Origin of the sequence: Alloalcanivorax xenomutans (genome assembly GCF_900217905.1) — a bacterium.
GTDB lineage: Bacteria > Pseudomonadota > Gammaproteobacteria > Pseudomonadales > Alcanivoracaceae > Alloalcanivorax > Alloalcanivorax xenomutans.
In genome coordinates, this window is record NZ_OBMO01000015.1 from 63,256 (window position 1) to 78,409 (window position 15,154).

The window sequence follows — 15,154 nt, forward strand, 5'->3', positions numbered from 1 at the left end:
ATTGTAGCGCTGACGGACCGCTTCGTGTAGGAAGCCGCGTTACCGCGGGCGAGAATCAAGCCAGGCGGCCGCGCAAACGGCTCACCGCCTGGCTGTGCAATTGACAAACCCGGGATTCGGTGACGCCCAGCACGGCGCCGATTTCCTTGAGGTTGAGGTCTTCCTGGTAATACAGCCCGATGAGCAGTTTTTCCCGGTCCGGCAATGCCTCGATGGCGGCGATCAGGCGGTCGCGCTGCTGCCCGTCCACCAGGGCGCTGAACGGGTCCGGCGGGCCATTGCCGCCGGCATCCGGTTCGCCCTGTTCGGCGACGATGTCCTCGAACGGCAGCAGCAGGCCGCTATTGGTGTCGCTGAGCAACTGCCGGTACTCCTCCAGGCTCATGCCCATCTCGGCGGCCACTTCCCGTTCCTGGGGGGCACGGCCGAGACGTTGCTCGAGCCGGTGCACGCACCGGTCCAGTTCGCGCGCATGGCGGCGCACGCTGCGCGGCAACCAGTCACGTGAACGCAATTCATCGATCATGGCACCGCGAATGCGCTGGCTGGCAAAGGTGGAGAAACTGGCGCCGGCGTTGGGATCATAACGGCGCAGAGCATCCAGCAGGCCGACGGTACCGGCCTGGATCAGATCGTCCAGTTCAATGCTGGCAGGCAGCTTGACCTGCAACGCAAGCGCCTGGCGCCGCACCGCTGGCAAGTGCTCCTCCAGCAGCGCCTGTTGGTCGATTTTCCCTTGAGCGGTGTACATGCCCTGTCCTCAACAGCGCCCCATCGGCGTCCGCACTGATCACCCCGAATCGCGGGAGTCCATCCATTATTCGCTTCCATGGCGATGGCCATGCCCGGAAAAGACGGCATTGTTGGGGGTTATTCCGGCGACTGGCGGAGACACGGCACTGGGCACCAGGTCCGCAACCAATCGTCACTATCAGTAATTCAGTAATTGACCAGAACCTGAATGTCGGTGACCGTCACCGCGCGGCGTTCACCGTCGGGCAGTTGGAAACGGAACGACAGCGGCGACCAAGCCGGTCCCTGGAGCGCTTCGCTGATGCCCCGGTTGCCGGACAAACGCAGGCAGCGTTCGCCCTGGCATAACCAGGCCCGCAACGAACGCCCTGGTGGCGTGCTGTAGCGCCAGCGTACTTTCTGGATGTAATTGCCCCGCGAAGCGGCGTCACCGGGTGGCAGCAGTTCCTCGCTGTGATAGACCCGTCCCGGCACCGCCACCCGCACCGGAGGCGCCTCGGCACTCCAGCTGCCCGGCGCCGCCGGTGCCAGCCAGGGCCACAGCAGGCTCATCCACAGCAGCCCGCGCAGCAGTGTCATGGCGCCAGCACCACCAGATCGGTGTCGAGAAAACGCCAGGCCGCCTGTTGCAGGTTGTCCAGTAGGCCGCGCCGTTGCAGCCGGGGCGGGTGCAGCGCCAGCAAGCGCCGCGGTCCTTGCTGACGCCGCACCGATTCCAGACAACTCAGCGCCCGGCGCAAACCGGCGCCGTCCGGCTCCACCCACAGCGCCCAACGGGGTTCGCGCCGGGCACTGGCCGGCACCGGCAAAGCTGGAGACAGCAGCACGATGCGCCAGTCCTGTGCCACACCGACCCAGCGCCAGCCGCGGTCCGCCCAGTACTCCAGCACCGCCCGGGCCCGCCGTCCGGCCTGGGCGGGCAGCGGATCGCCCACCACCACCAGGGTCGGCGCGACACTTTGGCCGCGCGTGGCGGCCCAGGCCCGCAGTCCGGCGGCTTGATCCACACCGGGCACGGCGGTCATGACGCCCTCATCAGACGCAGAGCGTCGTGGGTGCGGATCACATGCAGCAGCGCCGTCAGCAACCGTTCCGGGGTGCGCCGGCGGCGTGGCCCGAGCAGGCCCAGGACCCGGCCGCGAGTGGCCACCGCCCAGTCGCTCTGCTCCTCGTCGAGACGGCAGGCCAGGGCCGCCAGTCCGGCGGCGGCGGAACGATAAGACGCGTAGCGGGAAGAGGAAGGTGAAGAATCGCCCGGTGACAAGGCGGCGCCCGCCGGCAGCTCCCGCATGGCCCGCTGGCTGAGCCCGGCCACCGCCTGCCCCCGCCACAACGCCAGCAAATGCGGTCGCGCCCGCGACAGGTCCCAGTCATTGGGCAACAGGGCATAACGCCAGCCGCGCACCCGATCGGTATCAGGATCCCGCGCTTGCAGGAACCAGGCGCGAACCAGCCCGCTATAACGACGGCCGGAAGCCGCCGCCACCGGCAAGGCGCGCAGGCTGACCCGCAACGTGCGCCCCTTCTGGCGCAACAGCGCCTCTCCCTGTTCCGGCGCCTGTTCGCGCAGCGCCCACAATGGCTGGATGTCTCCCCGATAACGCACCCGCGCCTGTGCCTGTACCCTCGCCATCCAGTCTATCGCCTGACGATCCAGCCACCGCCAGACGGTGGCTTGCGGCACACCGGAGAGCACCGGCATCAGTGACGGGTAATGGCGGCGGCACCATTGCAAACAGCGAATGCGGGAAGCCTCCTCCGGCGGCCACAGCGGCCAGGCCTCGCCCTCCTTGCCCACCACCAGGGCAGCCTCATCCCGCGCCGCCGGCCAGAACAGCCAGCCGGTCTCGTCGCCCCGCGGCAGCGGCGGCTGCCTCTGCCATTGCCCCGCCAGTGCCTGTTCCAGCCAGGAGAAGCCGGGCACGTCGCGACGCAGGTCGGCGAGGGTATTCACCAGGGTGCCGGTCTGGGCCAGTGGATTGAACGGCAGCGCGCCGCCGGTCCGGCAATCGCCCTGATTCAAGGCTTGCCGGACCAGTTCGACACCGTCCAGAGGAGCCAGATCTTCCGGCACCCGTTGGCCATCACATTGGAACCAGGGCCGCAGTCCCTGACCGATCACCACGTCCAGCAACGGCGCCAGACGGGCCGCTTCATCACTCTTGGTGATGATGACATCGTCCAGCGTCATCCCGGCTTGCCGCGCGGCACGGCGATAGTGAGTGCTGACCTCGTCCAGGGTCTCCGCCTGACTGGCCGCGTTCAGCAACAGCACGGCCCGGGTGCTGCGCGCGCCGCCCACCAGAGGCGCGAACCCTTCCGCCAGACGTTCATCGCGCTGTCCCAGCCCCACCGTGTCGATGATCACCAGACGCTTGTCGTTCAAGACTCCCGCCAACGAGGCCAGCGTGCGCCCCGGTGACAGCAGATGCAGATCCACGCCGAGCAGTTCCGCGTAGACACGCAATTGGTCCCGGGCCGCCACCCGGTAGCCATCGGCGCTGACCAGAGCCACCTGATCCGCCCCCCAGCGCATGGCGTAGTGCGACGCCAGCTTGCCGGCGGTGGTGGTTTTGCCCACGCCGGTGGGGCCCACCAACGCCAGGACGCCGCCTTCGGCCAATTTGTCCCAGGGCCGCGCCTGGGCATCGAGGCGGCGCGCCAGTTGTTGTTCCACCCAGGCGCGGGCGGCATCGCCCTCACCCGCTTCTTCCGGCAGCCCCGCCAGCACATCGGTGATCAGGGCGGCACTGAAACCAGCGCCGCGAAGCGTCGCCGCCAACGGCGAATCGGCGGCGCCCTCGCCACGCTCCCGGCGCCGCAACAGCGCCCGCAGTGTTTCCACTTCCTTCAGCAACAACCGGCTGACATCAGCGTCGCCTTCCGCCATCGGCAGGGCCTCGCCGGAAGGCGGAGACGCTGGGGTGTCTTCCCCCTCGCGCAGGGCGACCAGCTCCACGCCACCGGGCACCTGGCGGTTGGCCACGATCAGGGCATCGTCACCCAGGGCCTCACGGACCCGGCGCATGGCCTCGCGCTGCGTGGGCGCGACAAAACGATGGACACTCATGACCCTCTTCCTTCATCGGCATTCATGGCTGCATTCCGATCAGTTCAGTGACGCGCAAGGTACGGTCATCGGGGATTTCCGCCTGGGACAGCACCACCAGGTGACGCAGGCGGCGGCGCAGGAAACGGGCCAGCAAGCCACGCAGGGCCGGCACCACCACCAGCACCGGCGGCAAGCCGGCATTCTCCTGTCGCTCCAGAGCGGCGCCAGCCTGATTCATCAGCGTATCCGCCAGTCCCGGCTCCAGCGCGCCACCGCCGTTGAGCGCTTGTTCGAGCACCTGTTCGAGGCCGGCGTCGAGACCGATCACCGCCAGCTCACCGGTGGCGGAGAACCAGCGGTCGGTGATGGCCCGGCCCAGGGCCACGCGTACCCGGGCGGTCAGTTCTTCCGCGTCGGTCTGGGCATTGCCCGGCTCGGCCAGGGCATCGAGGATGGTGCTCAGATCACGGATCGGCACATCCTCGTCCAGCAGGTTCTGCAGAATGCGTTGCAGCGTGGTGAGCGACACGGCCTTGGGCACCACCTCTTCCACCAACGTCTTCTGTTCTTCGCCCAGTTTGTCCAGCAACTGCTGAACTTCCTTGCGCCCCAGCATTTCCGCGCCGTAACGGTGCAACAGATGATTGAAGTGAGTGGCCACCACGGTGCCGGCATCCACCACCGTGTAACCGTACACCTGGGCCCGTTCCCGCTGGGATTCGTCGATCCATACCGCCGGCAGGCCGAAGGCGGGGTCGTGGGTGGCACGTCCTTCCAGGGTGCCGGATACCTGACCGGGATCGATGGCCAGCCACTGGCCCGGGAAAGCCTGGCCGCGTCCCACTTCCGCCCCCTTGAGGGTGATCACATAACTGTTGGCATCCAACTCCAGGTTGTCGCGGATGTGCACCACCGGCGGCAAAAAGCCCACCTCCTGAGCAAACTTCTTGCGCACGCTCTTGATGCGGCCGAGCAACTCACCGTGTTGGCGATGATCCACCAGCGGGATCAGACGGTGCCCCACTTCCAGACCAAGGGTATCGATCAGCCGCACATCGTCCCAGGTAGCCTCCGGCGCTTCCGGCTCCGGCGCCGCCGCGGCCTCGATGTGTTGTTCCGCCAGGTTGCGGTCGCGCCGCCGGATCAGATACCAGGCAAGCCCCCCCAGCGCGAGGGTGAATAACAGGAACACCAGATTCGGCATCCCCGGCACCAGCCCCAGCAGCCCCATCACACCGGCGGCCAGGAACATTACCTTGGGATTGACCAGCAACTGGTCGATGATCTGCTCGCCGATATCCTGATCGGTGTTGACCCGCGACACGGTGACACCGGCGGCGGTGGAGATCACCAGCGCCGGAATCTGTGCCACCAGGCCGTCACCGATGGTCAGCAGCGCATAGGTGCGGCCCGCTTCGGCGAAGCTCATGTCGTGCTGCAGCATGCCGATCAACAAACCGCCGAGCACGTTCACCACCATGATCACCAGCCCGGCCACGGCGTCGCCGCGAACGAACTTGCTGGCACCGTCCATGGAACCGTAAAAATCCGCTTCCTTGGCCACATCGGCACGGCGGCGGCGGGCTTCCTCCTCACCGATCAGACCGGCGTTGAGGTCGGCATCGATGGCCATTTGTTTGCCAGGCATGGCGTCGAGGGTGAAGCGCGCGCCCACCTCGGCGATGCGCCCGGCGCCTTTGGTGATCACCACGAAGTTGATCACCACCAGGATCAGAAACACCACCAGGCCAACGGCGAAGTTGCCGCCCACCAGAAACTGACCGAACGCCTCGATCACCTTACCGGCGGCGTCGCCACCCTCGTGTCCATCCATCAACACCACCCGGGTGGAAGCCACATTCAGCGACAACCGCATCAGGGTGGTGAACAGCAGCACCGATGGAAAGGCGGAGAAGTCCAGGGAGTTGAGGGTGAACATGCTGACCAGCAGCACCATCACCGCTAGGGCGATATTGAAGGTAAAGAACAGATCCAGCGCGAACGGCGGCAGCGGCAGGATCAGCATGGACATGACCAGCAGGATCAATACCGGACCGGCCATGATCTTCATCGGCACGTTCTTCACCGATAAACGGCCTCCCGTTCCCAGCAGCGATCCGATCATGACACGCTCCCTTGATCGGCGGCGGGCACCGCCAGCTCATCCGGCACCGGCAAATCCCGTGGCGGCTCCGGAGACGCTTCACCACTGCCGCGGGCACTCTTGAGACGGAACGCCCAGACCAACACCTCCGCCACGGCGGTGTACAAAGCGGCGGGGATTTCCTGGTCCAGATCCACGTGACGATACAGGGCACGCGCCAACGGCGGCGCTTCCAGCAACGGCACCCGGTGTTCCTCGCCCAAAGCGCGAATGCGCGCCGCTACCTGATCCGCCCCCTTGGCCACCACCCGCGGCGCGGACATGAGGCCTTCCTGGTAACGCAGGGCCACGGCGAAATGGCTGGGGTTGGTGACGATCACATCCGCCTCGGGCACCTTGCTCATCATGCGCTGGCGCGCCACGCTCTGCTGCTGCGAACGGATACGCGCCTTGAGTTGCGGATCCCCCTCGCTTTCCTTGTGTTCGCGTTTGATCTCTTCCTTGCTCATACGCAGCTTCTTGGCGTGACTCCAGAGCTGGTAAGGCACATCGATCAGCACGGCCACCAGCAGCGTCAGCACCATCAAACCACTGGCGGAAGCGGCCAGCGTCAGCGCGTTGGTCATCGCCAGACGTAACGGCTGCTCCATCAACGCCATGAATTCTCCTTTGTGCCGCAACAGAAAAAACACCGCCACGCCCCCCACCAATATCGATTTGGCCAACGCCTTGGCCAGCTCCGCCAGCGCCTGGCTGGAAAACATGCGTTTCAGGCCCGCTATCGGATTGAGTTTGGAGAACTTCGGTTGCAGCGCCTTGGCGCTCATGGACCAGCCGCCGGTGAGCATCGGCGCCACCAATGCCACCACCAGCAGTGTCAGGAACAACGGCACCAGCGCCACCAGGGTTCGCACCCCGAGATCCGCCGCATGGCCGAGCATCGGGCCGGTGTCCAGCGCCTGGCGCCGCTCGAACAGGAACGACTGCTCCATCACCAGACCGAGCTGGCCGAACAACGGGCCGGACATGACCCACAGACCACCGACCCCAGCGAACAGTAACAAAAAGGTGGCCAGCTCCCGCGAACGCGGCACCTGGCCTTCTTCCCGCGCCTGTTCCAATCGTCGGGGAGTGGCCGGTTCGGTCTTTTCCTGGTCCTGGGTATCGTCCGCCATGGCACCGTCAAGGAGGGCTGGGTATTCGGCCCATCATTGTCGGCAAAGCGGCGACACGGCTAACGGTGGATTAGAGGCAGGGAATGGGTGTTATTCGAAAGAATCGCAAGCAAGCGCGCTTCCCACGGAGAGCGCTACGGAGCCGCTGCGGGAGCTTGCCTGCAAGCTCCCGCAGAGGGCAAGGCCAGAAAGCAGATTCCTCAGAACCCCAGCTCATCCAACAGGGAATCCACCTGATCCTGGCTGCTGACCACGTCTTCCTTGGCGGCGTCGATCTGCGGCCCGTTGATCAGCGACTCGTCACGGCGGCGTTGCATTTCATCACGCTCCCGGCCTTCCGGAACGTTATCCAGCAGCACCTGCAGCAACTGCCGCTCCACCTCCTGGATCACTTCCATCATCTTCTTGATCACCTGGCCGGTGAGATCCTGGAAGTCCTGAGCCATCATGATTTCCAACAGCTCCTTGTTGGTGGCCTGAGCCAGATCCGGCACTTCGCCGAAAAACGCCCGCGTGTCATTGACCAGATCACGGGCCTGGTCCAGTTCCTTCGGTTCCTGGAACCAGGCTTGCCAGCGCTGATCCAGATCACCGGCGCGGGCGGCCATTTGATTCTGCAGTGGCTGCGCGCGATCAATGGCGTTCAGCGCCCGGTCGGCCGCCTGCTCGGTCATGGTGGCCACGTAGTTCAAGCGGGCCCGGGCATCGGGAATCGCCTCCGCCGCCTTGACCACCTCCTTATCCAGACCCAGCTCGCGCATGCTGTCGCGCAACATGCGGGTAAGCTGGCCAATACGCTGGACCAGATCGTCGGATCCGGCCGCCCCTTCGCTGATATGCCCGGCCTCGTTGCTCATGTTGCTTTCTCCTGCCTCGGGAAGCCTGGCGTCCCGCCGGCCCTGGCCGGCGGCGCGCCATCACCCTTCCCGGATGCTGCCTGTAACGGGTTATGCGCCAAGTTTCTCGAAGATCTTGTTGAGCTTTTCTTCCAGGGTGACGGCGGTAAAGGGTTTGACGATGTAACCGTTGGCTCCGGCCTGGGCCGCGGCGATGATGTTTTCCTTCTTCGCCTCCGCAGTCACCATCAACACCGGCAACTGGTTCAGATCACTATCGGCGCGAATCTGCTTGAGCATTTCCAGACCGTCCAGGTTGGGCATGTTCCAATCCGATACCACGAATTGAAAGCCGCCCCCGCGCAACTTGGTCAGGGCTTCCTGACCGTCCTCCGCTTCATCCACATTGCCGAATCCCAACTCCTTGAGCAGGCTGCGGATGATGCGGCGCATGGTGGGAAAATCATCCACCACCAGAATACTCATGTTCTTGTCCACGATTGTGCTCTCCGCTACTTGATTCCGGTCAGAACTCTTCCCAGTCATCCTCGGTGGTCACCGCTTCGCGGCGCGGCACCACCTTTTTCATTTTCTCTTCCGCCGTTGCCGGATTTTCCGGCTTGGCGGCATTGTCGTCGTCATCCCCTTCGATCTCCCCGGAGATTTCCGGGTCATCTTCCGGCTCCGGCTTGCGCCAGAGAGACAACGAGTCAAGCTGTTCCGGTCGCAGGCGGAAGATGGCCACTGCTTTTTCCAAACGCCGGGCCTGCTCTTCCAGCGATGCGGCGGCGGCGGTGGCTTCCTGCACCAGCGACGCGTTTTGCTGGGTCACTTCGTCCATTTGCGTTACCGCCTGGCTGACCTGCTCGATGCCCCCGCTTTGTTCCTGGGAGGCGGAAGAGATCTCATCCATGATGTCGGTGACCCGTTTCACCGCGGCCACCACTTCCCGCATGGTCTCACCGGCTTCCTCCACCAGACGCGAGCCTTCGTCCACTTGGGACACGGAGCTCTCGATCAACTCCTTGATCTGCCGGGCGGCATCGGCGCTGTTGCCCGCCAGGTTACGTACTTCGCCGGCCACCACCGCGAAACCACGCCCTTGTTCGCCGGCGCGAGCCGCCTCCACCGAGGCGTTCAACGCGAGAATGTTGGTCTGGAAGGCAATGGAGTCGATCATGCTGGTGATTTCGGCCACCTTACGGGAGCTGTCGGAGATACCGCGCATGGTACCGATCACCCGCTCCATCACGGCGCCACCACGACCGGCGGTGCCGGAGGCGTCGTTGGCCAGGCCGCTGGCCTGCCGGGCGTTGTCGGCGTTCTGCTTCACCGTGGCGGTGAGCTGTTCCATGCTGGTGGCGGTCTCCTCCAGGGAAGCGGCCTGCTGTTCGGTGCGGGAAGACAGATCCGCGTTGCCGCTGGCGATTTCGGAAGCGCCGACATAGATGGCGTTGCCACTTTCACGCACCTCGGTGACGATCTTGCCGAGACTGTGCTGCATCTCCGCCATGGCGGTGAACAGCTTGCCGATTTCGTTGTTGCCCGGCACTTTGATGTCCTCGGACAGATCAGCGCGGGCGATGCGCTGCAGATTCTCCACCGCCCAGCTCAGCGGCTTCACCACCACACCACGCAACATCAGATACACCAGCACCATGATGATACCGGTGAGCACCAGCATGCCGATGCCGATGTAAGAGAATAAGGTGGTCTGCTGGTGGTAATGGCCCATGACCTCCTGGCCGCGTTCGTCCGCATAGCGGGTGAAATCGGTGAGACTGTCATTGAGACTGTCGTTGGGAGTCAGCAACTCCTGGCGCAAATTACGGTAGGTGCGCAAATCGGCCTTTTGCAGATAGTCGTATTGCAGTTTCACCAACCGCAGCACCTCCTGGAAAGCACTGCCCAGTTCGTCGGCGCGAGCCGCCCCCATCTCCGTTTTCGGGCTATCGAGAAAATTCTGAAACCGTTGCTCGGCGCGCTCCAGGAAACCACTGGCTCGCTGAATCTGGTTGTCCGCCACCAGCCGCATGCCGTTATCCAGATAGTCCGCGGCCAGATCCATTTCAATACGGGCCTGGTTCAACAAGGTCGTGGCCCGGGCCACCTGGTTCAGTTGCTGCACGTTGACCTGATTGAGGGTGGAAATCGAGGAATCCACCATCTGGTTGGTCAGGATGCGAATGGCGGCGAGACCGCTGATCAAAAGCGCACAGCAAATCAGAGCCCCGGCCACTGCCGTATTGATGTTGATATTTCGCACGAATTTCATCATAGCCGGCCTTTCCTTTTTTCAAGGTTGTTCTGTCTATACCCGCTGAGCCCGCCCGGAAGCGGCCGCCAGTGCCATCAGACGCGGCGCCACCTGGTCCAATGGCAACACCTCGGTCGCCGCGCCCAGAGCGATGGCCTCACGGGGCATCCCGAACACCAGGGAGGTGTCCTGATCCTGGGCCAGGGTGTGGGCACCGGCTTCACGCATGGCAAGCAGTCCCCCGGCACCGTCCTTGCCCATACCGGTGAGCAAGACGCCAATGGCGTTGCGGCCGGCGTGCTGCGCCGCGGAACGGAACAGCACATCCACGGAGGGCCGGTGACGGTTCACCGGCGGCCCCTGATCAAGGTGGATCACATAGTTCGCCCCGCTACGGGCCAACAGCATGTGCGCGTCCCCCGGCGCGATGTACACGTGACCGGGCAGCACCCGCTCTCCGTGTTCACCCTCCTTCACCGTCACCGCGCAGAGCCGGTTGAGCCGTTCGGCGAACGACCGGGTGAACCCACCAGGCATATGTTGCGCGATCAGAATCGCCGGACTGTTCGGCGGCAGCGGTGACAACACTTCCCGAATCGCTTCGGTTCCGCCGGTGGAAGCGCCCAGAATCACCAGTTTCTCGCTGGAGATAATCGGTGCCTTCAACTTCGGCGGCGATACCCCGGCCTCATTGGCCCGGCGCGGCCGGGAGCGGGCCGTGGCGCGAATTTTTTCCGCGATCAGTTCGCTGTAATCGAGCATGCCGGAGCGAATCCCCAACGATGGCTTCTCGATAAAATCCACCGCGCCCAGTTCCAGCGCCCGCAAAGTCACTTCCGATCCAGCCTGGGTCAGTGAAGACACCATCAGCACCGGCATCGGCCGCAGACGCATCAGACGCTCCAGAAAGTCGAGTCCGTCCATGCGCGGCATTTCCACATCCAGCGTCAATACATCCGGGTTATGCCGTTTGATCAGGTCTCTTGCCACAATGGGATCCGGCGCCACCGCCACCACTTCCATATCGGGATGGTGGTTGATGATTTCGCGCATCAAGTCACGAATCAGCGCGGAATCGTCGACGCACAGCACCCGAATTTTTTCCATAACCCAAACCCGCCCCTGTTACGGTGAAAACAATGCAATGGCGTTGGTTCAACAGTCCTACTGGTTAGCTTATCGGCCGTGACGCGCCAAGCTTGAGGCCGGATTGGCGAAGCAGCGCCACCGTCACGGTCATGCCAGCGAGTACACCGTCTGACCGCGGGAGCGAAAGCGATCGCTCAGATAGGAGACATTTTCCGAGTGGCCGGCGAACAACAGCCCGTCAGGTTTGAGCCGGTCGGCCAGCCGTCCCAAGACCCGGGTCTGGGTATCACGATCGAAATAGATCATCACGTTACGGCAGAAGATGGCATCGAAACGGTGCTCGGAGGGCCAGTCCCGGGCGACAAGGTTCATCACCTGAAAACGCACCTTCGCCACCAGGGTGGGTTTGACCCGGGCATAGCCGGCCCGAGCGCCACTGCCTTTCTGAAAAAAACGCCGCATGCGCTGGTCATCCAGGCGCGCCACCTGCTCCAGCGGATAGACGGCACGCCGGGCCCGGTCCAGGGCCTCGGTGTCGATATCGGTGGCCAGCACCTCCACGTTGGCGTGCTCCCCCAGGGTTTCCAGCAACGTCATGACGATGGAATAAGGCTCTTCGCCGGTGGACGCCGCGGCACTCCATACCCGGACCGGATCACGACGGCCTCGGACATGGTCGGCCAGAATCGGAAAGTGGTGCGATTCACGAAAAAAGGAGGTCAGGTTGGTGGTGAGCGCGTTGACGAACGCCTGCCATTCACCCCCCTCCCCACTGGCTTTCAGGCCGGCCAGATAATCGGCGAAACGGGTCAGGCCCCGGGCACGCACCAGGCGACCGACACGGCTGTAAACCATGTCCTTCTTGTGTTCCGCCAACACAATGCCGGCGCGCTGGTAAATCAGCGTACGAATGGCCTGAAAGTCACTGGCGGAAAAATGCAGATCGCGCTCTGAAAACAGGGACGAAGCGGCCATATCTTGGGTCGGATTCAAATCAGCTCCCCGCATCCATCACCAGCGGGGGCCCGGCGCGAAGGGCACGGCCCGCTTCTTCCCGGTCGGCGCCGCGCAAACGAAACACCGCCACGGAATGCTCGAGTGTCTCGACCTCGGCCCGCAGCGCGCCGGCGGCATCGGCGGAACCCTGAATACGGCGCGTGTTGTGCCGCATGGTCTCGTCCATCCGTGTCACCGCCTGGTTGATCTGGGCGATGCCGGAGCTCTGTTCCTCGGACGCACAGGTGATCTCTCCCATGATGTCGTTGACCCGGGTCACCGACGCCACCACTTCCCGGATAGTGCTCTCCGCCCGGTGTACCAGATCGGCGCCGCCCTGGATCTCACGGCCCGAGTTGGCGATCAGATCGCGAATCTCTTTCGCCGCGGCGGCGGATCGTCCCGCCAGGTTGCGCACTTCACTGGCCACCACCGCGAAGCCACGCCCTTGTTCGCCGGCGCGTGCCGCCTCCACCGAGGCATTGAGCGCCAGGATATTGGTCTGAAAGGCAATGGCGTCGATACTGTCGATGATCACCGTCATCTTGTTGGAACTGGCCGTGATGCGCTCCATGGTACTGACTACCTCGCCCATCACCTCACCGCTGCGCGCCACCTGGCCAGCCGCCTGCGATGCCAGACCGCTGGCTTGCCGGGCGTTGTCCGCGTTTTGCCGTACCGCGCTGGTGATCTGTTCCATACTGGACGCGGTTTGCTGCAGAGAAGCGGCCTGCTGCTCGGTATGGGAGGACAAATCCCGATTGGCTTCGGCGATACCGCGGGCAGCCGGTGTCACCGCCGCGATGCCTTCATTGACATGGCCGACGATACTGCCAAGGCAGCGCTGCATCACCGTCAGAGCCAGCACCAGCCGCCCCGCTTCGCCCACGGTGCGATTCGGCGGCTGCGCCGCCAGATTGCCGGCGGCGATTTGAAAGGTGAACATCACCGCCTCATGCAGCGGCTTCAACAAGGCGCCGGCGGTCATCACGCCAAGCAACACCAGCATCGGCACACCGGCGGCCAACAGTAAACCATGCGCGAGGATCAACCGACCGCGCACGGGATCGTCCGACTGCAAATGGCTTGCGCCGTAGAGCCCCGCCGCGCTGCTGATCGCCAACAACACCACGGCCAGTAACACCAATCCCGCAAGGCGCAAGGCGCCGCCGCGCCGGCCCAGCCGCCGCCACCAGCCGAACGGTCCCCGCCGCAGAACCTCACCCCGTTCCAGCGAGAGATGCTGCCCCTTACCCTGACGCATGGCGGCATAATCGTGCTCCGCCCGGGCCACGCTGTCGGCGTCCGGTTTCAGTCGCACCGACACATACCCTTTGATTTCACCCTCTTCCATGATCGGTGTGACGTGGGCCTTGACCCAATAGTGGTCGCCGTTCTTGCGGCGATTCTTGATCACACCGACCCAGGTGCCGCCCTCCTTGAGCGTGTTCCAGAGGTTTTCAAACGCCAGTGGCGGCATATCCGGGTGGCGAACCAGATTGTGAGGCGCGCCCAGTAACTCCTCCCGGCTGAAGCCACTGACCTCGATAAAGGCGGGATTGGCATAGGTGATCTTGCCACGCAGATCCGTGCGGGAAATCAGAAAGTGATCATCGCGCAGAGGGTATTCCCGTTGAGTGACGGGCTGGTTATCACGCATGCACCACCTCAGCCTCGACAGCGACGGCAAAGCCACCATCGGCGGAGTCGTCTCTCGCCTGGGCCAGCTTGAACAGCGCCACCGCTTGCCGCAGCCGCGCGGCTTCCCCTTCCAGCTCACTGGCCGCCGAGGCCGCCTCCTCCACCAAAGCCGCGTTGCGTTGGGTAACCTGATCCATTTGTGTGATGGCCTGATTCACCTGGCCGATGCCCTTGCTCTGCTCCTGCGAGGCGGAAGCAATCTCATCCATGATGTCGGTTACCCGCCGCACCGCTTCGACGATGTCGGTCATGGTACTGCCCGCCTGATCCACCAGCCGGGTACCGGCTTCAATGCGCTCCACCGACGTTTCGATCAATGCACGGATCTTTTTCGACGCCTCGCCACTGCGCCCGGCCAGAGCACGGACTTCTCCCGCCACCACCGCGAAACCACGGCCCTGCTCGCCGGCCCGGGCCGCTTCCACCGAAGCGTTCAACGCCAGAATGTTGGTCTGGAAGGCGATGGAATCGATCACCTCGATGATCTCGGTCACCTGGCGCGCACTGCCGCTGATTTCAGTCATGGTGCCCACCACCTCGCCCACCACCTCGCCGCCGCGCTGCGCGGTTTGTGAAGCGCTGGCGGCCAACTGGCTGGCCTGACGGGCATTGTCGGCGTTCTGCTCCACCGTCGAGGTGAGCTCCTCCATACTGGCGGCGGTCTGTTCCAGCGACGCCGCCTGATGTTCCGTGCGCGAGGACAAATCACTATTGCCCTGAGCGATTTCACCCGCGCCCTGATAGATCCCCTGACTGCTGTCGCGCACGGTGGCGACGGTTCGGGACAGGCTTTGCTGCATATCCGACAAGGCCGCGTACAGTTGACCAATTTCGTTATCGCCACGCGCCTCGATCCGCTCCGACAAATCGCCTTTGGCCATCCGTTCGAAGTGCCCCACTACCTTGCGCAATGGCCGGATAACATTCACGGTCACGCCCCACAGCACGATCACCACCAGCACCACGGATGCCGCGATCACCACGCCTATCCCCCAGCGCATCGTGGCGGCGTAGGTGTCGAAAGCAGCCAGCGCCTGACTGCCGGCGTCACCGGATTGCGCCGCCAGCCGGATCATCGCGTCATGGCTCTGATTGAGAATGTACACACTCTGCGCGCTCAGGATCAGGATCAACAGCGAGAACGCGGCCAGAACCAGTCCCCAACTTACTTTGACCGTCATGTTATCCATT

General features: G+C 64.0%; 13 protein-coding genes. All 13 read right to left on the reverse strand.

Going from position 1 to position 15,154, the window contains the following annotated elements; translation table 11 throughout:
• Positions 1-55: 55 nt before the first annotated feature.
• A complete protein-coding gene (locus CRO06_RS13020; RefSeq protein ID WP_022995623.1) occupies positions 56-751 on the reverse strand; it encodes an RNA polymerase sigma factor FliA in 696 nt (231 codons plus the stop codon).
• A gap of 188 nt (positions 752-939) precedes the next feature.
• Positions 940-1,332: a flagellar protein FlhE gene (locus CRO06_RS13025; RefSeq protein ID WP_022995624.1), complete on the reverse strand. Its 393-nt coding sequence runs from the start codon at positions 1,330-1,332 to the stop codon at positions 940-942.
• On the reverse strand, positions 1,329-1,778 hold the full coding sequence (locus CRO06_RS13030) for a hypothetical protein (protein ID WP_097058604.1): 450 nt from the start codon (positions 1,776-1,778) through the stop codon (positions 1,329-1,331). Before CRO06_RS13030 ends, CRO06_RS13025 begins: the two co-directional genes overlap by 4 nt.
• Positions 1,775-3,823 carry a flagellar biosynthesis protein FlhF gene (locus tag CRO06_RS13035; RefSeq protein WP_097058605.1) on the reverse strand — a complete coding sequence of 683 codons (2,049 nt, stop codon included), beginning with the start codon at positions 3,821-3,823 and terminating at the stop codon, positions 1,775-1,777. The genes CRO06_RS13030 and CRO06_RS13035 overlap by 4 nt, the downstream gene beginning before the upstream one ends.
• A 22-nt stretch (positions 3,824-3,845) precedes the next feature.
• The gene (gene flhA / locus CRO06_RS13040; RefSeq protein WP_022995627.1) at positions 3,846-5,930 is read right to left on the reverse strand and encodes a flagellar biosynthesis protein FlhA; all 2,085 of its coding nucleotides are present in this window, start codon (positions 5,928-5,930) and stop codon (positions 3,846-3,848) included.
• The gene (gene flhB, locus CRO06_RS13045; RefSeq protein ID WP_080531358.1) at positions 5,927-7,084 is read right to left on the reverse strand and encodes a flagellar biosynthesis protein FlhB; all 1,158 of its coding nucleotides are present in this window, start codon (positions 7,082-7,084) and stop codon (positions 5,927-5,929) included. The genes flhA and flhB overlap by 4 nt, the downstream gene beginning before the upstream one ends.
• Positions 7,085-7,284: 200 nt before the next feature.
• Positions 7,285-7,941, reverse strand: coding sequence for a protein phosphatase CheZ (cheZ, locus tag CRO06_RS13050; RefSeq protein WP_097058606.1), 657 nt, complete (start codon positions 7,939-7,941; stop codon positions 7,285-7,287).
• Between the two features lie 90 nt (positions 7,942-8,031).
• Positions 8,032-8,421, reverse strand: coding sequence for a chemotaxis response regulator CheY (cheY, locus tag CRO06_RS13055; RefSeq protein ID WP_097058637.1), 390 nt, complete (start codon positions 8,419-8,421; stop codon positions 8,032-8,034).
• 25 nt (positions 8,422-8,446) lie between these two features.
• Entirely contained in the window at positions 8,447-10,198 is a 1,752-nt protein-coding gene (locus CRO06_RS13060; protein ID WP_022995631.1) for a methyl-accepting chemotaxis protein, read from the reverse strand.
• A 33-nt stretch (positions 10,199-10,231) separates the two neighbouring features.
• The gene (locus CRO06_RS13065; protein WP_022995632.1) at positions 10,232-11,284 is read right to left on the reverse strand and encodes a protein-glutamate methylesterase/protein-glutamine glutaminase; all 1,053 of its coding nucleotides are present in this window, start codon (positions 11,282-11,284) and stop codon (positions 10,232-10,234) included.
• A gap of 129 nt (positions 11,285-11,413) precedes the next feature.
• Positions 11,414-12,241: a CheR family methyltransferase gene (locus CRO06_RS13070; protein ID WP_097058638.1), complete on the reverse strand. Its 828-nt coding sequence runs from the start codon at positions 12,239-12,241 to the stop codon at positions 11,414-11,416.
• A gap of 19 nt (positions 12,242-12,260) precedes the next feature.
• Complete coding sequence (locus CRO06_RS13075; protein WP_097058607.1) at positions 12,261-13,922, reverse strand: methyl-accepting chemotaxis protein; 1,662 nt, start codon at positions 13,920-13,922, stop codon at positions 12,261-12,263.
• On the reverse strand, positions 13,915-15,153 hold the full coding sequence (locus CRO06_RS13080; RefSeq protein WP_425319673.1) for a methyl-accepting chemotaxis protein: 1,239 nt from the start codon (positions 15,151-15,153) through the stop codon (positions 13,915-13,917). The genes CRO06_RS13075 and CRO06_RS13080 overlap by 8 nt, the downstream gene beginning before the upstream one ends.
• Position 15,154: the final 1 nt, after the last annotated feature.